This window comes from Paenibacillus catalpae, from assembly GCF_900112695.1.
Classification (GTDB): Bacteria; Bacillota; Bacilli; order Paenibacillales; family Paenibacillaceae; genus Pristimantibacillus; species Pristimantibacillus catalpae.
The window spans coordinates 296,075-317,646 of record NZ_FOMT01000004.1 but is presented as its reverse complement, the minus strand read 5'-3'; the positions used below and the strand labels follow the sequence as shown (position 1 = coordinate 317,646).

At 50.4% G+C, this 21,572-nt stretch carries 18 protein-coding genes; 13 read left to right on the top strand and 5 right to left on the bottom strand.

Annotation, left to right across the window (positions count from 1 at the left end):
* The first annotated feature begins 3 nt into the window (after positions 1–3).
* The 4 genes from BM200_RS19150 to BM200_RS19135 all read left to right on the top strand — a co-directional run bounded on the left by BM200_RS19150 (position 4) and on the right by BM200_RS19135 (position 3,704).
* Entirely contained in the window at positions 4–1,419 is a 1,416-nt protein-coding gene (locus BM200_RS19150; protein ID WP_091188260.1) for a sulfatase family protein, read from the top strand.
* A 15-nt stretch (positions 1,420–1,434) separates the two neighbouring features.
* Positions 1,435–2,565: a glycoside hydrolase family 88 protein gene (locus BM200_RS19145; protein ID WP_091188259.1), complete on the top strand. Its 1,131-nt coding sequence runs from the start codon at positions 1,435–1,437 to the stop codon at positions 2,563–2,565.
* Positions 2,566–3,053: 488 nt separating this feature from the next.
* A complete protein-coding gene (locus tag BM200_RS30445) occupies positions 3,054–3,299 on the top strand; it encodes a GNAT family N-acetyltransferase (protein ID WP_281248414.1) in 246 nt (81 codons plus the stop codon).
* Between the two features lie 3 nt (positions 3,300–3,302).
* Positions 3,303–3,704: a GNAT family N-acetyltransferase gene (locus tag BM200_RS19135; protein ID WP_091188258.1), complete on the top strand. Its 402-nt coding sequence runs from the start codon at positions 3,303–3,305 to the stop codon at positions 3,702–3,704.
* Positions 3,705–3,756: 52 nt separating this feature from the next.
* On the opposite strand, the gene BM200_RS19130 is transcribed toward BM200_RS19135, so the two are convergent.
* Positions 3,757–4,695 carry an aldo/keto reductase gene (locus BM200_RS19130; protein ID WP_091188257.1) on the bottom strand — a complete coding sequence of 313 codons (939 nt, stop codon included), beginning with the start codon at positions 4,693–4,695 and terminating at the stop codon, positions 3,757–3,759.
* 18 nt (positions 4,696–4,713) lie between these two features.
* Positions 4,714–5,712, bottom strand: coding sequence for a Gfo/Idh/MocA family protein (locus tag BM200_RS19125; protein WP_091188256.1), 999 nt, complete (start codon positions 5,710–5,712; stop codon positions 4,714–4,716).
* Between the two features lie 124 nt (positions 5,713–5,836).
* Here BM200_RS19125 and BM200_RS19120 point away from each other — a divergent pair, with 124 nt between their 5' ends.
* A complete protein-coding gene (locus BM200_RS19120) occupies positions 5,837–6,676 on the top strand; it encodes an AraC family transcriptional regulator (protein ID WP_091188255.1) in 840 nt (279 codons plus the stop codon).
* Between the two features lie 48 nt (positions 6,677–6,724).
* Here BM200_RS19120 and BM200_RS19115 read toward each other — a convergent pair whose 3' ends face one another.
* Positions 6,725–7,126 carry a VOC family protein gene (locus tag BM200_RS19115; RefSeq protein WP_091188254.1) on the bottom strand — a complete coding sequence of 134 codons (402 nt, stop codon included), beginning with the start codon at positions 7,124–7,126 and terminating at the stop codon, positions 6,725–6,727.
* A 519-nt stretch (positions 7,127–7,645) separates the two neighbouring features.
* Here BM200_RS19115 and chvE point away from each other — a divergent pair.
* From chvE to BM200_RS19075, 8 genes are all read left to right on the top strand, one after another.
* Positions 7,646–8,797 carry a multiple monosaccharide ABC transporter substrate-binding protein gene (gene chvE, locus BM200_RS19110; protein ID WP_091188253.1) on the top strand — a complete coding sequence of 384 codons (1,152 nt, stop codon included), beginning with the start codon at positions 7,646–7,648 and terminating at the stop codon, positions 8,795–8,797.
* A 119-nt stretch (positions 8,798–8,916) separates the two neighbouring features.
* Entirely contained in the window at positions 8,917–10,425 is a 1,509-nt protein-coding gene (gene mmsA, locus BM200_RS19105; protein ID WP_425434593.1) for a multiple monosaccharide ABC transporter ATP-binding protein, read from the top strand.
* 6 nt (positions 10,426–10,431) lie between these two features.
* Positions 10,432–11,595, top strand: a complete 1,164-nt coding sequence (gene mmsB / locus BM200_RS19100) for a multiple monosaccharide ABC transporter permease (RefSeq protein ID WP_091188251.1) — start codon at positions 10,432–10,434, stop codon at positions 11,593–11,595.
* A 117-nt stretch (positions 11,596–11,712) separates the two neighbouring features.
* On the top strand, positions 11,713–12,726 hold the full coding sequence (locus tag BM200_RS19095; protein ID WP_091188250.1) for a substrate-binding domain-containing protein: 1,014 nt from the start codon (positions 11,713–11,715) through the stop codon (positions 12,724–12,726).
* Between the two features lie 20 nt (positions 12,727–12,746).
* Positions 12,747–14,600, top strand: a complete 1,854-nt coding sequence (locus BM200_RS19090) for a cache domain-containing sensor histidine kinase (protein ID WP_091188249.1) — start codon at positions 12,747–12,749, stop codon at positions 14,598–14,600.
* Positions 14,590–15,792, top strand: a complete 1,203-nt coding sequence (locus tag BM200_RS19085) for a response regulator transcription factor (protein WP_091188248.1) — start codon at positions 14,590–14,592, stop codon at positions 15,790–15,792. The genes BM200_RS19090 and BM200_RS19085 overlap by 11 nt, the downstream gene beginning before the upstream one ends.
* 18 nt (positions 15,793–15,810) lie before the next feature.
* Positions 15,811–16,698: a LysR family transcriptional regulator gene (locus BM200_RS19080; RefSeq protein ID WP_091188247.1), complete on the top strand. Its 888-nt coding sequence runs from the start codon at positions 15,811–15,813 to the stop codon at positions 16,696–16,698.
* A 104-nt stretch (positions 16,699–16,802) separates the two neighbouring features.
* A complete protein-coding gene (locus BM200_RS19075; RefSeq protein ID WP_342716424.1) occupies positions 16,803–17,231 on the top strand; it encodes a rhodanese-like domain-containing protein in 429 nt (142 codons plus the stop codon).
* 143 nt (positions 17,232–17,374) lie between these two features.
* On the opposite strand, the gene BM200_RS19070 is transcribed toward BM200_RS19075, so the two are convergent.
* On the bottom strand, positions 17,375–17,992 hold the full coding sequence (locus BM200_RS19070; protein ID WP_091188245.1) for a DUF975 family protein: 618 nt from the start codon (positions 17,990–17,992) through the stop codon (positions 17,375–17,377).
* Between the two features lie 553 nt (positions 17,993–18,545).
* Positions 18,546–21,326, bottom strand: coding sequence for a carbohydrate binding domain-containing protein (locus tag BM200_RS19060; RefSeq protein ID WP_139230810.1), 2,781 nt, complete (start codon positions 21,324–21,326; stop codon positions 18,546–18,548).
* Between the last annotated feature and the right edge of the window lie 246 nt (positions 21,327–21,572).

The window sequence follows — 21,572 nt, the reverse complement described above, 5'->3', positions numbered from 1 at the left end:
AGGATGAAGCCAAATATCATTTATATATTTGCGGATCAATGGCGGAAGCAAGCTGCTGGCTTTATGGGAGAAGATCCTGTTATCACCCCCAATATCGACCGATTCGCGCAAGAGAGTCTGGTGTTTCAACATGCGCTCTCTTGTACACCGTTATGCTCACCACACCGAGCAGCGCTTATGACAGGCAGGTATCCGCAATCGACTGGTGTTTATACGAACTGCAAGAATGGGGCAGATGTTATGCTCAGTCCAAATGAAGTGTGTATTGGCGATGTTCTGAAGGGGGCCGGCTATCAAACGGGATATATCGGCAAATGGCATTTGGACTTACCTGAGCAGAATAGCTGTCCGGAGCCGGAATCCGGTGCACGGGAGTGGGATGCCTATACACCGCCTGGGCTTAAGAGGCATGGCTTTGATTTCTGGTATTCCTACGGGGCATATGATCATCATCTGAAGCCTCATTATTGGCAAGATACTCCGGAAATGATACAAGTCGATCAGTGGTCCTTGGAGCATGAAACTGATGTGGCGCTGGATTTTATCCGGACAAAAGAAAGCGATAACAGCAAGGATCCATTTGCTTTATTTGTTTCTTGGAATCCGCCTCACAGCCCTTTCGAGCTTGTACCTGATCGGTACAAAGAGATGTACAGTGGACAGAAGCTGAGCCTGCGTCCGAATATCAGCTCGGAGCAGCTTGCAGCGCACACAGGCGAACCGTTTGAAAGCGGGGATGAAGCACTGCTTCGGTATACACGGGATTACTTCGCAGCGGTGTCGGGAATGGATGAGCAATTCGGTCGTATTTGGCAGGAGGTTCAGAAGCTTGGGCTTTCGGAAAATACATTAATTGTCCTCTCTTCCGATCACGGTGAGCTGATGGGCTCGCATGGCTTAATGGCGAAGCACTCCTGGCATGAGGAATCTATTGGCATCCCATGTTTGATGAACTGGAAAGGTATGATCGGGCAGGGTAGTACGGAGTTGCTATTTAATAGTGTCGATATTATGCCTACCTTGCTAGGACTTGCAGGGCTTTCTGTACCTTCTGCCGTTGAGGGACTAGATTTATCCGGAGATATTCTCGGAAGGAGTCATGCGGAAATTTCTTCTGCTTTTCTTAGTGCTTTTCCAGGAAGAAAAGAAGCGATTGAGAGCTATGCTGCCAAGGGCTTGGACAATCGGAGATTTGGATGGCGTGGAATTCGAACAAGGCAATATACTTATGTCGTTCATCAAGGATATGCACCAGGCGATGAGGTGCAGCGCATCTTGTATGATCATGAGAGAGATCCGTATCAGCTCGATCCTCTTATCATGAAAGGACTTCCGCAAACGGAGCTGCTAATGGCTTTAGAAGAAGAACTGCAAAGCTGGTTAGACCGCACACAGGATAAGTTTGATCTCAACAGGTAGGAGAGGGTGGCAGCAATGTGGCGTGAGGCAATCGAAGACGCAATCGGCAAAATCCGCCGGAATTTGGAGCAGCATCAAGGTGCTTATCCACATATTACGAATGAGAAGCGCTACGCATGGTCCGAGAATGAAGACTGGATTGAAGGGTTTCATACCGGGCTTACGTGGCTGAGCTATGAATATAATCAAGATGCCTTTTTCCAAGTACAAGCTCAGCAGCAGATTGCAGATTTTAAACGGCGAATGAAAGAGAAAGTATGCTTGGAGCATCATGACATCGGTTTTCTGTATGGGTTGTCTGCACTAGCAGGATGGATTGTGGAGAAGGACGACGGCGCTCGTGAGCTTGCTCTGCAGGCAGCCGATCATTTGCTTGGCAGGTGGCGTGAGCAAGGCGGCTACTTGCAAGCTTGGGGACCGGAGAAAGATGAGACGAATGGCGGCCGAATCATTATTGACTGTTTATTGAACCTGCCCTTGTTATATTGGGCTTCCGAAGTGACAGGGCAGCCGAGATATGCGGAGGTTGCTTACAAACAGGCTGAGCTGTCCAGACGTTATCTGGTGCGTGGTGATGATTCTTCCTACCATACTTTTTATTTTAACCAAGAGACAGGTGACCCGCTTGGCGGCGGTACCCATCAAGGCTATACAGACGGCTCGACATGGACACGCGGACAGGCTTGGGGCATCTATGGCTTTGCACTCTCTTACCGTTATACGAAGGATCCCGCCTTCCTGCGAACGTCCAAACGGCTGCTTAAATATTTCCTTGAACATCTACCAGAAGACCATATCGCTTATTGGGACTTCAATGTACCAATTGAAGCGGATACTAGTCGTGACAGTTCGGCATCGGCGATCACAGCCTGCGGGATGCTGGAGCTGCTTGACCTTCTACCAGAAGACGAAGCCGATCGGAGCTGGATTAAGCAGGGATTGGATCAAACGATGCATTCACTTGTGAGCAAGTACGCAACAATTGGCGAAGAAGCAGAAGGTTTGCTTAAGCACGGATCCTATCATGTCAGAGGGAATAACGGTCTGGATGACTATATGATCTGGGGAGATTATTACTATTTGGAAGCATTAATGCGGATTGAACGCGGCATTCCAGGTTACTGGTATGAGCGGACTACGAAGTAACATAGTTTTACTCTAATTTGATGTAGTGAGTTACTTTCAGAAGGCTGCCCCTTTAACTGGGGCGGCTTTTTTTTGGATGAGCTTAACGATGTGCGACATCGTTAAGGTGTACGGAGGCGGGGGAGATGGTGGATTGGACGGAAACAGCCTTACAGAAAGTAATGGAGATTAACGAAAGTTACTTGTAAAATATGGATAACAATCCATTGTGATATTCTATTAACTCATAATTTGATTGCAGCAATAGCCAGTCCCTATTAGGAGGAATTCCTTTGCTTATCCAACGCTTGCAGCAAAACGATCAGCAGGATGTTATTCATATTTTCGAGGAATACCCACTGCAATTCCCATCATTTGTTGTGGCCAGATATCCTGTAAGGTGGAGGAAATACTTCACAACTTCCTCGCAAAAGTGAGTATTATGTTGCGGAGGAGGACGGCATAGTCAGTGGGCATACAGGTTTTATCTACAACGATGAGGTTGGCCTATACGAGATTGTTGGTGTAGTGCTGCCCGAAAGGGCGTAGGAAGAGCGCTGCTTAGTGCGATTTGTGATAGATTGATAAAGCTAAACGAGGAGAAAGTGATTTTGCACACGCTGGGTCATTCGGGGAATGAGGGCACGATCGATTTTTACCGGAACATAGGCTTTGATTTGATTAATGAGGAGCAGGACTTTTTTACGAAAGGCTATCATCGGGTTACCTTTATGAAGACATTAAATGGGGGTTGAAGTATGGAACAATGGTATAAAAACTATCGTATTAGCGATGATAAGTCACTGCTTAACATAGAAACAATTGGTGCCTTCTTAGCCAGAAGCTACTGGGCGAATCAAAGGTCGATAGAGACGATCAAAAAATCCATCCAAAACTCAATTTGTTACGGTATTTATCAGGAGGAGCAGCAGGTTGGCTTCGCTCGAGTGATTACAGACTGGGCTACTTTCTATTATCTGGCGGATGTGTTTATCGACGAGGAACATAGAGGACATGGGCTGGGTAAGGAACTAGTTGGATTAATTGTGAAGCAGTATGAAGGGCTATCGGGATTGTTAGGTACATTGGATGCTCATGGACTTTACGAGCAATTTGGGTTCAGGAGAAATGCAGATAGATTTATGAATAAAAGGCCTTAAAAAAGAAAAAGACGATGCCGAGAAACTCCCTGCATCGTCTTTTTGCATCAACTTACTTCTTATCCGAGCTCAAATCCAGCCAGTCCATCTCTTCGCGGGTCAGCTTGATTCGCGAGCCTTCGTCGCAGGAGCGGAGCTCCTCGAGCGATTGAGTGCCGATGAGGGCGCAGGTCGGGAAGGCTTGGTTAAGCACGTAAGCAAGCGCAATCTGAATCTGCGTGACGTTTTTTTGCTCAGCCAGCTGCTTCGCGCGTTCATATCGCTCCCAGTTGTCGTCGCTGTAGAAGACGCGGACCAGATCCGCATTGCTGCGATCCTCCGGAGTAAAGCGGCCAGTGAAGAAGCCGCGCGCCTGGGAGGACCAGGAGAACAGAGGCATCTGGTTCGCTTCATGCCAGGCGATGGTCTCTGCATCGGCAGATACGCAGCCGGACCAGAACGGCTCGTTTGCTTTGGCAAGGCTCAGGTTAGGGCTGCTGAACGAGAAGCCAACGAGACCTTTTGCCGCTGCATAATCATTGGCTTCTTGAATCCGCTGCCAGGTCCAGTTGGACACGCCGATCGTTTGCACCGCACCGGATTTAATATGCTCATTCAGGATTTCAATCACTTCACCGGCAGGCACGTTTGGATCATCGCGGTGAAGACCGTACATATCAATTGAATCGACTTGCAGACGCTCGAGGCTGGTCATCAGGTCGCTGCGAATCGCTTCACGGCTGACGCGCGGGCCATTCTGATCATGATGGGCGCCTTTGGTCAGAATAACCCACTGATCGCGATTGCCGCGCTCCTTCAGATATCGTCCCATGACGACCTCGCTTTGCCCGCCGCAGTAAATATGGGCAGAGTCCATACAGTTGCCGCCGATAGCGAAGTAAGCGTCCAGGTTGGCAGCAGCTTTCTCGTAAGAATCGTTGTAGAAATAGTCCGTACCTTTCATTAAGCGGGATACCGGTTTGTCCAATCCTTTTACCGTTAAGAATTCCATTTGCAATACCTCCTCAGATTATAAAGTTACTCTTGTCCGTTCACGGGCAGACAGCAAGCAAGCATCAATGACTTTCATATTGCTGATGGCATCCGACGTCGGGAACGTTAGCGGCGTTCCGTTCGTGATGGAGTGGTATAGAGAATCGGCTTGTGCCGTATACGAATTGACATAGGGTACTTCGATTTGGCGGCGCTCGCCGTTTGCAGTCAGATAAATATGGCTGCTTTCCGGTGTCGGCGTAACAAAGGCGGAAGGAACCTCAATGATTCCGTCCGTACCAAGAACCTCCAGCGGGTTGCGGAAGGCTGCCCACATGCCGCAGTCGAACGTGAGCGCTACATCTCCTTCAAACTCAACAAGTCCGGACGCCATCATATCCACATCATCATGCTGCGGGGAGAAGAAGGCGTTAACCGTAACGGCTTGCGGTTCTTTACCCAATAGCAGCCTGGCTGCGTTCAGCGGGTAACAGCCTACATCATAAATCGAGCCGCCGCCCCATTCCTTTCGGAAGCGAACGTTCTTGGTGTCATTCGGGTTGTTAAAGGTAAACGCGCTGCGGATTCCGCGAATCTCGCCGATAGCACCGGATGCGATTAATTCTTTAATCTGCTGGTAGCGCGGATGATAGCGGTACATAAACGCTTCAGACAGAAGGACGCCCGCCTGATCTGCCGCTTCGGCCATCTCCGCAGCTTCGTGCGCGTTCAGCGCGAGAGGCTTCTCGCACAAAATATGTTTCCCTGCTTGGGCTGCCCGAATCGCCCACTCTTTGTGGAGATGGTTCGGCAGCGGGATATAAATAACGTCAATCGAGCTGTCTTCCAGCAGTGCCTCGTAGCTGTCGTAGGCAACTCCAATATTAAGCTCTTCAGCCGTTTGTTTGGCTTTGTCTCCGTCGCGGCTCGCGATCGCGGCCGCTTCATTCAACTCGGATAAATGAAGACCTGGAATAACCGCACGTTTTGCAATTCCGGCGCATCCCAGGATGCCCCATTTTAACTTTTTGCTCATGCTTCACCCTCGCTTCGTCTAATTGTTTTATGACTATATTGCGATTATAGGAGAAGATAATTAAAATTAAAATGATATTATTTTGTATACCATTAGAACAATATTGTCATATGGGGTGCCAGATATGAAACGCCAAAGCCTGCTGCTTACGCTTCCGAATATGCCTTACTTCTGCATGCCCGAATCGGTCGGCAATTACCGGTTTGATCCGGACCACAGCACAACGCGGGAGGCAGGAGCCCTTAACAATTTCAATATTCATTACGCCGTCTCGGGCAAGGGTTATGCCGAGATTGACGGCGTCGTTCATGAGCTTCGGGCAGGGGAAGCGGTGCTCTATTTTCCTCTGCAGAGGCAGCGTTATTACAGCAGCCAGGATGAACCTTGGGACGTGCGCTGGTTTCATTTTTACGGAGGAACGGGCTTGAGGGATTATCTGATCGAACAAGGCTTTCATAAAAGTCCGTTATGGAAGCTTCGCCAGCCCCAAATCTGGGAACAGGCTCATGAGGAGCTGCTACACGAAGCCGAGACGCACCGGATGCTGAGGCCTGCGCATCTGTCGATGCTGACCTATATGCTGCTGACGATCTTTGTTGAGCACGCGGTTGCGCTGCAAGGGAACAAGACCGGGACTTCGAGCGAGCGGATTATGGAGCTTTTGCCGCTTATGCAGCAGGAGGCGGTGAAGCCTTTTATCCTGGAGGAGTGGGCAGACCGGGTAGGGGTGACGCCTTATTACTTCTGCAAGCTGTTCCGGAGCGCGACGCGCATGACGCCAATGGATTTCATTACCCGCTGCCGCCTGCAAGCAGCGAAGCAATGGCTGCTTGAGAGGAAGGACGATAACATCGGGCAGATTGCGGAAGAAGCAGGGTATCCCAGCGTTAGCTATTTCAACAAGCGGTTTATGGAGCATGAAGGGATGACGCCAACAGCGTACAGGAGATTGTACGGGGTGTAAAAAATGCCGGTGACCTTAAAGCAGGTTACCGGCATGTCATTTTTCAACTTAGCCTTGCGGCATTTTGCTCTCGTCCATGTACAGCAAATTCCAGCGGTGTCCATCCAGGTCGGCAAAGCCTGCGCCATACATCCAGCCTTGGCTTTCTTGCGGTTTGCCAAAGATGGTTCCGCCGGCAAGCTCTACCTTTCGGATTATTTCATCAACTTCTTCTTTGCTTTCAGCGCCTAGGGAAAACAATACTTCTGCACTTTGAGAGGTATCAGCTATTTTGGCACCTGAAAATTTCTCAAGCACTTCATTCGGGAACAGCAATATCGTTGTATTCCCAATGCTAAGCTTTGCTCTTGCGTTATTTGCGCTCTCCGCTTGAAACCCAATCTGATTGAAAAAGGCAGTCGAACTTTGAACATCCTTGACCGGCAGGTTGATCCAAATCTCCTGTGACATGGCAATAGCCTCCTGAAATATATTTCCAACTATCTCTACTATACCTGGCTCTGTCACCGGAAGCGAGTCCTAATCAAATGATAGGGGATTACTTAATTTATAGCGATGTAGAGTTACATTGGATTTTGTGCAGCATAATGGAGCATTTTTGCCCGGTCTCTTGAGCTAGATTGGAGTGACTACAGTATAATCCGCTAATTTGGACGATAGTGACCTGTGCGAGGGCGCTTATGCTGGATGGAATCCAACGTAGCTTCCAGGACCTTTCTTTTTTCCTAATTTCATTGGAGGAAATCCAACGTACGGTCGGGACTAACTAATAATAGTTTGAATAAGAAGTACAGGCAGAGCAAGAAGATCCTTATAAGGCTTAAGTGGGTGAACCATTCACCTGTTTAAGCTTTTTTGTTTGTTTTTTTATAAAAACGAGTAGACGAAGTGCAAAGATTTGAAGCTTCACCCCCTGTATGATTTGTCTATCAACATTCCATTCAACCCATTGAGAGGGGATAGACAGAAATGAAAAAGATGTTATCCATCCTGATGTTAAGCGCATTAATCGTTGTGCTTGCAGCTTGCGGCGCGAACAGCAGCAGTAGCGGCAATAACGGAGGAAATGACAAAGCGGCGAACAACACGTCTGGCGCGAACAGTGCGGAAAGCACGAATGCGGGCAGCACGGAGAAAGGCAAAATCGGAATCTCGATGCCAACGAAGTCATCGGAGCGTTGGGTTGGCGACGGTGCCAACATGAAGAAGGAATTCGAAACGCTCGGCTACACGGTAGATCTGCAGTATGCCGAGGATGTTATCGAGAACCAGGTTTCCCAAATCGAGAACATGATAACGAAGGGCGTTAAAGTGCTTGTTATTGCAGCAATTGACGGCGAGTCCCTGACAGACGTTCTGCAAAAAGCTGCGGACGAGAACATTAAAGTAATTGCGTATGACCGTCTGATTAAAAATACCGAGCATGTGAGCTATTACGCAACCTTCGATAACTTCAAAGTAGGCGTGCTGCAAGCCTCCTACCTCGAAGAGAAGCTTGGTCTGAAAGACGGCAAAGGGCCGTTTAACATTGAGCTTTTCGCCGGTTCCCCGGACGATAACAACGCGTACTTCTTCTTCGACGGCGCAATGTCTGTCCTTCAGCCTTACATCGATAACGGCAAATTGGTTGTGAAAAGCGGCCAGACGAAAATGGAACAAGTCGCGACTCTCCGCTGGGACGGCGCAACCGCGCAATCCCGCATGGATAACCTGCTGAGCGCGAACTATGCAAGCGATACGGTAAACGCGGTATTGTCTCCGTATGACGGCATCAGTATCGGCATTATCTCTTCCCTCAAAGGCGTAGGCTACGGCACGGCGGATAAGCCAATGCCAATCATTACAGGTCAAGATGCTGAGCTGGCTTCGGTGAAATCGATCATTGCGGGCGAACAAACCTCCACGATCTTTAAAGATACCCGTGAACTTGCGAAGGTTGCGGTTGGCATGGCGCAGGCTGTTATTGAAGGCAAAGAAGCTGAAGTAAACGATACGAAAACCTACGACAACGGCGTGAAGGTTGTTCCTTCCTTCCTGCTGGAGCCGGTGTCCGTAGACAGCGCAAATTACAAGCAGACATTGGTAGATTCGGGTTACTACAGCGAAGATGAACTGAAATAAGCAAGCTCTAGTATTTGCGGCAGCCAAATGGTTTAGCGACGGCCTCAAAGCCGTTGCTAAATCATTTTCCATTATCAATTGAAGGCGTGGTGATAGCTTTGACGGATATCCTGCTCGAAATGCGGGGAATCACCAAAACCTTTCCGGGCGTTAAGGCGCTGGAGAATGTCAACTTGAAGGTAAAAGAAGGCGAAATTCATGCGCTCATGGGAGAGAACGGCGCGGGCAAATCAACGCTGATGAAGGTACTCTCCGGCGTATATCCGCATGGTTCATATGAAGGCGACATTTTATTCAAGGGCAATGCCTGCGAATTTAAAGATATCGGAAGCAGCGAACAACTCGGCATCGTCATTATCCACCAGGAGCTGGCGCTTATTCCGCAGCTATCCGTAGCCGAGAATATTTTTCTTGGAAATGAGCAGGCAAGCCGCGGCATTATCAACTGGAACGAGACCGTCGTGAAGACGCGGGAGCTGCTCAAAACGGTAGGTTTGTCCGAGTCTCCGAATACCCTTGCAGGGACGATGGGAGTAGGCAAACAGCAGCTTGTCGAGATAGCCAAAGCGTTATCGAAGGAAGTAAAGCTGCTTATTCTGGACGAACCAACCGCTGCGCTTAATGAAGAGGACAGCGAGAATCTGCTGAATTTGATGCTGGCCTTCAAGGAGCAGGGCCTTACGTCCATTATTATTTCGCACAAGCTTAACGAGATTATGAAGGTTGCCGACTCGATAACGATATTGCGGGACGGCCAGACGATCGAGACGCTGCTAGTGAAGGAAGATCAGATTACCGAGGACCGGATCATTAAAGGAATGGTTGGACGAGATCTAACCCATCGTTATCCGGAGCGGGAGCCTCAGATTGGCGAGAAGCTGTTCGAGGTGAAGAACTGGAACGTCTATCATCCGCTGCAGTCGGAACGGAAGGTGATCGATGATGTCAGCTTCCACGTTAACCGGGGCGAAATTGTAGGCATTGCGGGGCTGATGGGTGCGGGCCGCACGGAGCTTGCGATGAGTATCTTCGGCCAGTCCTACGGCAAAAAAATCAGCGGCCAGCTGTTCAAGAACGGCCGTGAGACGAAGCTGCCCGACATCAGCAAAGCGATCGACGAGGGCATTGCTTATGTGACCGAAGACCGCAAGGAATACGGGCTGATCTTGATGGATGATATTAAGCGGAATACAATGCTTGCTAACCTGCGGGCGATTTCCAAATGGTTCGTGGTGGATGACTACAAAGAGATAACCGAGGCGGAAGGCTTCCGCAAGAAGCTGAACATTAAGACGCCAAGCATCCATCAGCAAACGGGCAATTTGAGCGGAGGAAATCAGCAGAAGGTCGTGCTGAGCAAATGGATTTTTACCGGGCCGGATCTGCTTATTCTCGATGAACCAACCCGTGGGATTGATGTAGGGGCTAAATACGAGATCTATACGATTATTAATCAGCTGGCTGCGCAAGGAAAAGGCATTCTGATGATCTCCTCGGAGCTGCCGGAGCTGCTTGGCATGTGCGACCGCATTTATGTCATGAGCGAAGGGCGTTTCACAGGAGAAGTGCCAAGAGCCGAGGCCAGCCAGGAAACGCTCATGAAGTATATGACGATAAGCAGGAGGTAGGACAGCATGGAAACCGCGCTGAAATTATTTCGCAGCAATATCCGGCAGTATGGCATGTTCATTGCTTTAATATTAATCATGCTGCTCTTTCAGTTTCTATCTGACGGCATTTTATTGAAACCACTTAATATTACGAATCTTATTCTTCAGAACAGCTATATTCTCATTCTGGCCATCGGTATGCTCCTTGTCATTATTACGGGTCATATCGATCTGTCGGTCGGTTCGATAGCGGCATTCGTCGGGGCAGTCTCCGCTATTATGATGGTCAAGCACGGGATGTCTTTCCCGGTTGCGATGGTATTGTCGCTTCTGTTTGGAGCTATTGTAGGAGCTTGGCAAGGTTTTTGGGTCGCCTACGTGCGGATTCCGTCCTTTATCGTAACGCTGGCGGGGATGCTGTTGTTCCGCGGGTTAACCATGCTCGTGCTGGACGGCAAATCCGTTGCTCCGTTCCCGGAAGGCTTCCGTTCCATGAGTACCGGATTTCTGCCTGATCTCCCCGGAGGCTGGGACATTCATCTTCTAACGGTGTTAATCGGCATCGTTCTATCGGTGCTCTACATCTTTATGGAGTGGCGCGGCCGCCTGGTTCAGAAACGGTATAATCTTGAATTGCTGCCGGTTCCCTTCTTCCTCATCAAGCTGGCGGCAGTGGTCATCATCACCAATTTATTCACTTACGTGCTTGCTTCGTATAAAGGTCTTCCGAACATTCTGATCATGCTGTTCGTTCTGGTTGCGCTGTACACCTTCGTCATGCGCAAAACCGTTATGGGTCGTCATATCTATGCGCTTGGCGGCAACGAGAAGGCAGCAAGGCTGTCAGGCGTGAAGACGAAAAAAATGACCTTCTGGGTATTCGTCAACATGGGCGTGCTTGCTGCCCTTGCGGGTCTTGTCTTTGCAGCAAGGCTGAATGCGGCGACTCCGAAGGCGGGCGTGAACTTTGAGCTGGATGCCATCGCGGCTGTATTCATCGGCGGGGCATCGGCTACCGGCGGCGTCGGTACGGTAATTGGGGCGATCATTGGCGGCCTTGTCATGGGCGTCATGAACAACGGCATGTCGCTCATTGGTCTCGGCATTGATTATCAGCAAGGCATCAAAGGCCTGGTGCTGCTGCTTGCCGTTGCTTTTGACCTCTATAACAAAAACAAATCAGCTTAATAACTTTAGCGGTATTTCGGCGCGTCTAAACACATCTTGTGTCTAGACGCGCTTAACTGCTATGTTAATGAAAGCGATTTTTTGCGTTTTATAGAGAAAGTTGACGGGGGGATCGGGTTGAAAAAGCTACTGCTCGTATATATCGTTCTGATCGGCACGCTAATGGCTTATCTATATATGGTTTTTGTTAAAGAAGACAACAGCGGGCTGTTGAATGAGCCGGAAGGGCTGCACGGTACGCTCGACGAGAAGTATGTAATGGTGAATTTTCTGGCCGGTATCGATTATTGGAAAAATGGACTGAAGGGCTTCGAGGATGCTGCGGAAGCGCTTGGCGTGTCGGTCGAGTACCGCGGCTCTACGCAATACGATGTGCAGGAGGAAGTGATGGTGCTGGAGCAGGTCATTGCGCGAAGTCCCGCCGGAATAGCGGTAAGCGCCATTGATTCCGAGGCTCTGAATTCGGCGATTAATAAAGCGGTGGAAGCCGGCATTCCCGTTGTAATGTTCGACTCGGATGCTCCGAACAGCAAAGCGTATTCTTACATTGGCACCAATAACTATAACGCCGGCGTAACGGCGGCCCGCAAGATGGCGGAGCTGACAGGGGGAATCGGCAAGGTTGGCGTAGTGACGCTGCCCAAGCAGCTAAACCATCAGGAGCGGACAAGAGGATTTGAAGAAACGCTTGAGAAGGAATTCCCCGACCTTCAGCTTGTCGGAATTGCCGACGGTAAAGGAGATCAGATGATTTCGGAGCAGAAGGTGCGTGATCTGCTGAAGAGATTCCCGGATCTGAACGGGATATTCGTAACGGAGGCAAATGGCGGCGTAGGCGCAGGGAATGCGATTCTTCGCTTAGGCAAGCTTGATCAGGTGCGGATTATCAGCTTTGACACGGATAAAGGAACGCTCGATATGGTCAAGAGCGGTACCATCTCGGCGACTTTGGCGCAAGGCACATGGAATATGGGGTATTGGTCGCTGATGCAGCTGTTTCATCTCCGCAATCATATGGTCAATCCGATGTCGGATAACGCGGGCTCAAGCATCCCGCCTTTGCCGACGAATATCGATACGGGCATTACCGTGGTGACCCCTGAAGATGTAGACCAGTTCTATGCCAAGTAACGGAAAAGGGAGCGCTAACGATGGTATTCAAACAGCTTCAGAAGAGCTTCCAACTGAACAACTGGTCAATCCGATACAAGCTCATCCTGCATTTTTTGCTGATCAGCATTTTGCCTTCTCTTGTTATTGGACTGTTAATGGGATGGATTGTTAACGGCATTGTCGAGAAACAGGTCAACGGCCATACGATGCAGCTGATTGACAATGTGAACAAGTCCCTGGATTATTACGCGGGCAATATTCAGAATATATCCTATTTTATATCGATGAATCCTGAAATCCAGGCTTTCTTAAGCGAGGGAAAAGCAGCCATTGATGACGACCACGAGGAGTACCGCATGTCCAAATTTCTGCAGAGTTTTACGACGCTCTATTCGGAGGTTGCGGGCATTATTGTGGTGCGGCCTAACGGGGATTACTTCAGCAATGAGATGTACGCCCGGACAAGCGAAAGTCTGACGGAAGAGACGTGGTACCAGGAAGCTGTCAGAGCCAAAGGGATCTTCAAAATCATCGGTCATCCGGCTAACCGGAACGTGACGACCCACTCCAATTACAAGGACAACGAGGTTGTCTCGGTTGTCCGCGCCATTCAGGATCCGGACACGCAGAAGACGTTAGGGGTCGTCCTTATCGATCTTAAGCTGCGAGTGATTGCGGAAACCGTCCGCGACGTGAGGCTTGGGAAATCGGGTTACTTGATGGTTATTAATGACAAGGGCGAGAGCATCTATGCGCCAAGAAACTCCAAGCTCGGGAGCTTGGATATGGCGATGATGGGGCAGCAGCCATCCGGTATGTTCTCCCAAACCGTAGAAAGCCAGAAGCTGCAATTTATTTATCAGAAATCGTCCTTCACGAACTGGACAACCGTAGGGGTCTTTGCGGTTCAGGACAGCGTGCAGGAGATTAAGGACATTAACTTATATCTGGTCACCTTCGTCTTTATTGTGTGCATGCTTGGCATTGCCGCTTCGTATTACTTGTCTCATTCGATCTCCCGGCCGATCTCGCAGCTGGCCTCCTTCATGCGCAAGGTGGAGGAAGGCAACATGAGCATCCGCATTCCGGAGGAGCGGGAGGATGAGATTGGCCTGCTCGGACGCAGCTTTAACAAGATGCTGTCGCAGATGACCCGTCTCATCTCGCAGGTATGGGCGGAGCAGCGCCTGAAGCGTGAGGCGGAGCTGCGCAGTCTGCAAGCTCATATTCAGCCGCATTTTCTGTATAACACGCTTGATACCATCCAATGGCTTGCCCGCAAGGACGGCGCGAAGGAAGCAACGGAGATGGTCGAGGCTCTGTCCAAGCTGTTCCGGATCGGGTTAAGCAAGGGGCAGGAGATGATTCCGCTTGCCGACGAGATGGAGCATATCCGCAGTTATTTGAAAATCCAGCAGACCCGGTACAAGGATAAGCTGAACTATAGCATCGATGTAGCCGGAAACGGTGATGACCTCTATGTGCTGAAGCTGATTCTTCAGCCGCTTGTGGAGAACGCCATCTATCACGGCATTAAGGAACGCCGGGGTCCGGGAATGATCACCATTCGCGCGATTATTAGCGAGGAAATGCTGGAATTGGCCATCCAGGATGACGGAGCAGGCATGACGGAGGCCAGGCTTGAGGCACTGCGCGTTGTGCTTGACGCCGTGCCCTCCGTTAACGAGACAAATGCTGCGCAGCGTGCTGCGGCAGAACGTTCGGAGGGGCAGACGACCAGCTACGGACTAAGGAACGTTCAGGAACGGATCCGGTTAAGCTTTGGCGAGACGTACGGCATTACCATTGAGAGCAAAGAGAAAGCCGGAACTACGGTAGTCATTAAGCATCCTATTATTCATCGGAAGGGGCAGAGCACGCATGACGCGTAAATGGAAGGTATTAATCGCGGATGACGAGTCGATAATCCGGGAAGGAATCCGCAGCTCCATACCATGGGATGAACTGCGGCTGGAAGTCGTTGGAGAAGCCGAGGACGGGGAAGAGGCGCTGGAGCTTGCCGTAGAGAAACAGGCGCAAATTCTGCTCGTCGATTTGAGCATGCCCATTATGAACGGCCTCACCTTGATCAGCCATCTTCGGGAACAGCTTCCAAAGTGCAAGATCGTCATTATTACCGGCCATGATGAATTTAATTATGCTTACGAAGCAATCAAGCTGGAAGTCGATGATTATATTCTGAAGCCGGTTAATCCGGAGATGCTGGGGGAAGTGCTGGCACGGGTCGTTCAGAAGCTGGAGGAGACAACGGTTAATGAAGAGCTGCTGCAAATGGCCTCCAAGCAGATCGATAAGAACTTCGCGCTTCTGCGGGAAAGATTCTGCCTCGAATGGATCAAGGGAGAGCTGGGGGAAGCGGAGATCAAGGAGCAGCTGTCTTTCCTTCGGATGCCGGCCGAGGAGCCGGATTATGTTGGCGTGATCAGATGGCCTGAGCAGTCAAAGGGTAAGGCGTTCTTTTCCGAGAAGGACCGTCAGCTTCTATTGTTCGCGATCGAGAATATTATGGAAGAGCATCTTGAGCCGTTTACTTCCGTTCATTTCCGAGATAAAGTAGGGTTAATTGTTGTGCTCATCTGGGGCAAGCCGCAGGAAGCGGTATTTCGACGGATTGAAGCGGATGTGGCCGGTTATTTGAAGATTGAGATTGTCGCCAGCTACCAGCCAAGCTCGTCCGGGAATGTGCCGTCGCTCTATGCGGAAGCGCGGGCCAGCGTCAATCGGGAGACCCGGCTAAGTCCGTTCGTCCGCCGGACGAAGGAAATCATTGCGGACCGGTATGACGATCAGAACCTTTCGCTTGAGGGAATCGCAGGCGAGTTAAACGTGTCGTCGGTTTACTTGAGCCGGATTTTCAAGCAGGAGATGGGGGCTTCCTTTATCAGCATGCTGACAACAGCCCGGATGAAGGAAGCGATACGGCTGCTGAATGAAACGGATCTGGCTATCCATGAAATAGCGGAGAAGACGGGTTACGAGTCTCAGCATTATTTCAGCACGGCATTTAAGAAAACAACGGGTCTGCCCCCGAATCAATATCGCAAACGGGTTGAGCAAGCTTAGGGAGAGGAGGTGTCAGCCATGGAGCTAACCTATTTGAGAACCTTCTGTGAAGTCGCAAAGCATGGGAGCTTCACCCGCGCCGCCGAGTATCTGGGCTATGCCCAGTCCAGCATTACCACGCAGATTCAGCGTCTTGAAGAATCTTACGGGGCAGTGCTTGTTGAACGGTTTGGCAGAAGCATGAGGCTGACGATAGCCGGAGAAGCGCTGCTTCCTTATGCAAAGGAAGTGCTCAGGCTGCATGAAGAATCGAAGGAAGTAGTCTCCAGGCAGTCGAAGGGTACGCTATCCATCGGGACCATCGAGACACTGGCTGCCTATTATTTGCCGCCGCATTTGCAGACTTACCGTCAGCAGTATCCGGACATCAGTATTATGCTTCAGCCGGGAAATGAGCCGATTATTATTGAACAGGTCAAAGAAGGGGCGCTTGATGTGGGGATTATTCTGGATCCGCCATTCTCCGACCCGGAGCTCCATACGCATGTGCTGCGGGAAGAGGAGCTAGTTATTATCGCGAATCCTGAGCATCGCTTTAAAGGGCTGAACGCGATTCAAGCCGAAGATCTGGCCGGTGAACCGTTGATCCTGACCGAGGATGGCTGTACGTACCGGGCGATGCTTCTTAAGGTACTTCGTGGCAGCGAGATCGACTTCAAGCCTTCATACGAATTTGGCAATCTGGAAGCAATCAAGCAATGCGTTGTGTATGGTCTTGGCGTTGCCTTATTGCCTCGTATTGCGGTAGCTGACGAGATTCGGAAGCGGCAATTGATTGCGGTGCCTTTTGCCCATCCGGAATGCAAGTTCTATACCCAGCTTATTTACTCCAAGAAAAAGTGGCAGTCCAAAGCGTTCCTTGGCTTCGTGGACTTGATTGGCGCAGGGAATCATCAGAATCTTTGAAGTTAGTGATCGAAAACCATCGATAACTCCGTTAGTAGGGGATGTGTTACATTGTTCTCAACAAGCCAAGCACTTGGCAAATCCCCTAACTGGAGGCAATGATTATGAAAACTTTTTCTCTCGTTCTTGAAACCCCTGCAGCAACACCTGAAGCTACGCATCGCCACTATATGAACAAGCTGTCCGTTGAGACGGATGTCGCGGATGTGCATTACGATATGCAGCATGGACTGAACGATTTCCTGCTGATTGATGTGCGCAGTCCAAAGGCTTATGCCGAGTGCCATATTCCCGGGGCCATTAACCTGCCGTCGAGAGAGATGACAGCGGAGACAACCGCGGCCTTCTCGAAAGAGCAGCTGATCGTCGTTTACTGCTGGAGCCCGGCCTGCAACGGCGGTACCAAAGGGGCTGCGCGCTTGTCCGGTCTAGGCTTTAAAGTAAAAGAGATGCTTGGCGGCATCGAGTACTGGCGCAAAGAGGGCAACGAAGTAGAAGGCACGCATGTCGAGACCGCACCAATGGTGGGGTGAAAAATGGAAGGGCTATGGCATATGGCGGATCATAGTCGTTATCATCAGGCTCATATTAATCTGCTTAGAAAATGGTACAAGGGATAGCCATAACAAACAGGAAGAGACAGCGGGTGCCGCTGTCTCTTCTGTTTCTATAATCTTCAGAACGAATCAGGAGCTGGAGCCTGGGATCTGCCCGTCACATTATCATAGAAGTGAGCTTGCGTAACACTAATGTAAGGACACAGCCATAGATAGCCGATGCCAAAAGGGATCGCGGCCAGAATGGCCCATCCGATGAAAGTGAGCTGCAGCACGAAGTAGCGCCATTTGTTGCCGATCATCAGCTGTCTGCTTTCACGAATGGCATCCATGACGCCAATGTCCGGGTTATCGCGAAGGATAAAATAGGCTTGAGAGTATCGGAGCGCAGCGATTATGCCCGGGATGATAAGCAGAAGCGTCCATAAAAAGGTGAATAAGCCGATCATAAAGTACAGGCAGAATGCTTTGATAAAGAGAGAGAAGCCGCTAAAGACCTCCGATACGGGCGGGTTTTCTTTTCTCGCAATGCCCAGAAAGAAGCTGATCAGCCCAAGCGAGATGGAGCCGCTGATCAGGATGCCGACCAGATTGCCGAGAATCGGGATCAAGTAGTTAAGCAGACTAACGACGGCTGCCATCAGCATGGACAGCACAAAGCCCCCAATCGCTTTTCCCCAATTGCCTCTCAAGCTGTCTCTTGCTCTGGCCCGCAGTTCCGAGTACGATGCATTCATTAGATTTACCTCCTAAAAAGATTATCACACAAACAACCCGTATTAGTTGTTCGCGATGATTCTTGCATCGAAAGCAAAGGCGTCTAAATCAATAGCCATCTAAATATACGAGGATACCGTAGCGAACATTCCTGCGGACAAGCAAAAGGATATTTATTCCGCTTAACGAATTATTAAGGTCATGTAGATTACAGGGGGAAAAGAATGAAGAAGTTTCTAGTCATTTGTCAGATCATCTATTTGCTCTTTTTGATTCCGTGGGTGTTTACGTTTGGGATGTCGTTCTAAGCTTTTGACGACGGCTTCATCGTATGGAACATCCTGTTTGTACTCGGGATAGCCGTCTACCCCGTCTTTATGATCGGCTGCTCCGTTGTGGCCTGGGCTCTGCATAGACGCTACAAGCGGGCGGCCATTATTACAAACAGCGTGCCCATGTTATGGGTCGGCAGTATCGGGACACTGCTCACATATGCAGCTGTATCCTAGGAAAAAAGCCCCCTCAAACCGGCTCGCAGCCGTGATTTGAGGGGGCTTTTGCAATTAAACAGGATTAATACGTCTTCACCGCATCAATGTTGATGGAACTGCTGCCGGTGCTGCCGGAGCCTTGATTGATGTAGAAGTTGATCTCGGCAATGGAGCCAAGATCACGCGTGCTGTTGCCGCCGCTGTACCAGCTTGGGCGGACAAAGCTGCTGAATGGAACCTGAATGGTTGTTGCTGTTGTGCCGGAAAGCACATAAGTAGTTTCCCACGGCTCGCCGCCGGCCTCCTTGAACTGTACGGTCAGCGTACGGTTCGAGCCGTCGGGCTTCACCCACAAGGTTAAGCCAGTCTTACCCGTCCAATTCGCAGAGAGCGGATGGATGACCCCGGCATAGTTGACTGAAGTTGTAAGACTATAGCTTAATTTCATGCTATTCGCACCATCGCTCTTCACAACAGTATCGAGTGTTGGCGTAATCGTGCCGCCGGAAGAGTTGGCGGTATAGACAGCCTGCAGCGCGCTGCTTGAAGCGTAGCTGTCAAAGCTGTCGATCTCATCGCTTGGAGGCTGTGTGCCGCCGCCGACCTGCCCCGCTGTTACGGAGTCGAAGTAGATGGTGCTGCTGCCGGTCGTTCCTGAACCCTGATTGACGTAAAGGCTATATTCCTTTATGGCGTTTAAATCCTTCGCGCCGTTGCCGCCGCTGTACCAGCCCGGATGGTTAAAGGAGCTGAACGGCAGATTAATGACGCCTGCGGTTGTGCCGGACAAGGAATAATACGTTTCCCAAATCTCACCGTTTGTTTCCTTGAACTGAATCGTCAGGGTACGGTTTGAGCCGTCCGGCTTGAGCCACAGCGACAGTCCGGTTGTGCCAGACCAGTCAGCAGTGCCAAGCTGCCTGGTTGCGCCTGCGAAGTTGGCAGGGGATGCCGCGATTGTATAGGCAAACTTCATGCCGTAAGTGCCGCCGTTTTTATTCGTGGTATCCCGAGTGACTGTTAATGCCCCGCCGTCCGTATTGCGGACATAGGCACTTTGCAGTGCGCTGTCAGAAGCATAAGAGTCGAACGAGTCAATCGTCAGCGACGTCACTTGTGCAGCAGTCGTGAAGGTAAGGCCGGCATTCGACGCTGTTGTGGAGCCGGTGCCGTTAACGGCTGTTACTTTCCAATAATAGGTCTTGTTATAGGCTAAGGCGGATCCCGGAGTATAAGAGGTTGATGTCAGTCCGCTGGCATTAATAACAGGGCTCGTATAAGAACTGTTATCCGCTACAACAAGGGTATAGCTTGCTGCATTGCTGGAAGCATTCCAGGCAAAGGTCGGCAGCACGCTTTGACTAGTCGCACCGCTTGCAGGCGTGGTCAGCGTAAAAGCACCCGGAGCTGGCAGCGCAGTTCCGCCGGTTGCATAGACAGGAGAGTAGGCTCCGGCAACACCTGCAAGGTTATGCGCTTTCACTTTGTACCAGTAGGCTGTACCCGATATGGAAGTCGGATCGGTCCAAGGGGTATCATTATCGGTCGCGCATTGATTACATACGACGGTCCATGGTCCGCTTGCCGTGGTTGCCCGTTCTACCGTATATTTGTCGGCTGCAGCCGTACCTCTCCATTTGAGCTGAACCTTGCCGCTGCTGGCCTGATGACCCGTAATTAGCGGTTCTCCAGGAATGCCTGCAGCAGGAACGGCTATACCGCGCATGGCATAGGCGTGATTACGCAGTTGCTGGGCTTTGGCCCGCATATCTGTCGTAGTGCCCGGATAGTAGATCGTAAAGCCGTCGTTATGAACTTTGTAGCCGTAATCGTCTTTTTGTCCGAACAGTGCCCAATAGGCACTTCCGGCAATCGCAGGATGGGCTTCGATTGCAGACAGGAAGTTGGCAAGTGTTCCGTAAGTCTCGAGGTTCCAGGCGAATTCGCCGACAACCATCGCTTTGCCTGCGGCTTGCACTTTGTCCGCCTGCGTATTTAATTGGGTAACCGACAAGCCTTTGCAGCAAGCGCCAACAGCAGGCCATTGGTAGAAGTGGTCACTGTAAATGTCAACGCTGGAGATGGTCAGATGGGCATCTTTGACGCCGTAAGTACCATCCATGACGAGATGGTTGCTGTCTATGCTTTTCAGATAGTCGGCAATTTCCTGCGTCCAGTTCTTCATGGCCGTCGGGTTGTCATACCAGCCCAGCTCATTTCCGGTTTCCCAGGCCATAATGGTTGGATCGTCTTTGTACTTAATGCCCGTAAGGGTATTCGTCCGGTTGAGCAGGACATTCAGATGCTGCTTGAAGGCGCTGATAATTTCCGGCTTGTAGTAGAACTCGTAGCCGGTGTAGCTGATTCCGTCATCCGGATAGCCAAACCAGCGGGTCCATGATTTTTTGCCGCCGTGATAGTAATCGTATTGGTCAATTAGCGGCAGGACGAGGCGGAGTCCGTGATCGCCAGCTGCCTTGATGGCGTAATCAAGCTTTTGGAAGGCTTCCTCGTTGTATGTATTAAGCGTAGGCATAATACATTTGGCGCAGCCGAAAGCATTGGCTGCATGGGAACGGACGACGGTAGCGCCCATTTCCTTGGCTGTTTCAAGCGCGTTGTTCACACGGAACGGAGTCGGGAATTCAGTAGGGTTCTCATCGAGAGCGATCCAGTAGAGGTTAGGTCCGCTGTAGCGGAAAGGCTGACCGTTCAGCATAAGCTGGCTGCCGGAGCGGGTAACGAAGCCGGATACGGCGGCGGAAGCTTTGTTGGCCGGAGGGCCGACAACGGCCAATAAAGACATAAAGGCGAGCAGTAGAGCGAGTGAGTAGGAGAGCATTCGGAATTTTGATCTAATCACATGATTACCTCCTAAAAGAATTGTGATTACTTAACGGCATGCCATATGCCGTTTCTAGCAATTCGGCACGCGAAGCCATTTTCCAAAAATGTAAACGCTTAACCTCCTTCCCGCATCAAATACGCATGCCGCGTGCTATTAATCTAACGCCATCAGCAACCCGCTGACTATTGGCTAATTTTTAGGTTTATTGGACTCTGTTTAGGCCATTGTCATTTACACGAAGAAAAGGTTGCCAGTTCGACA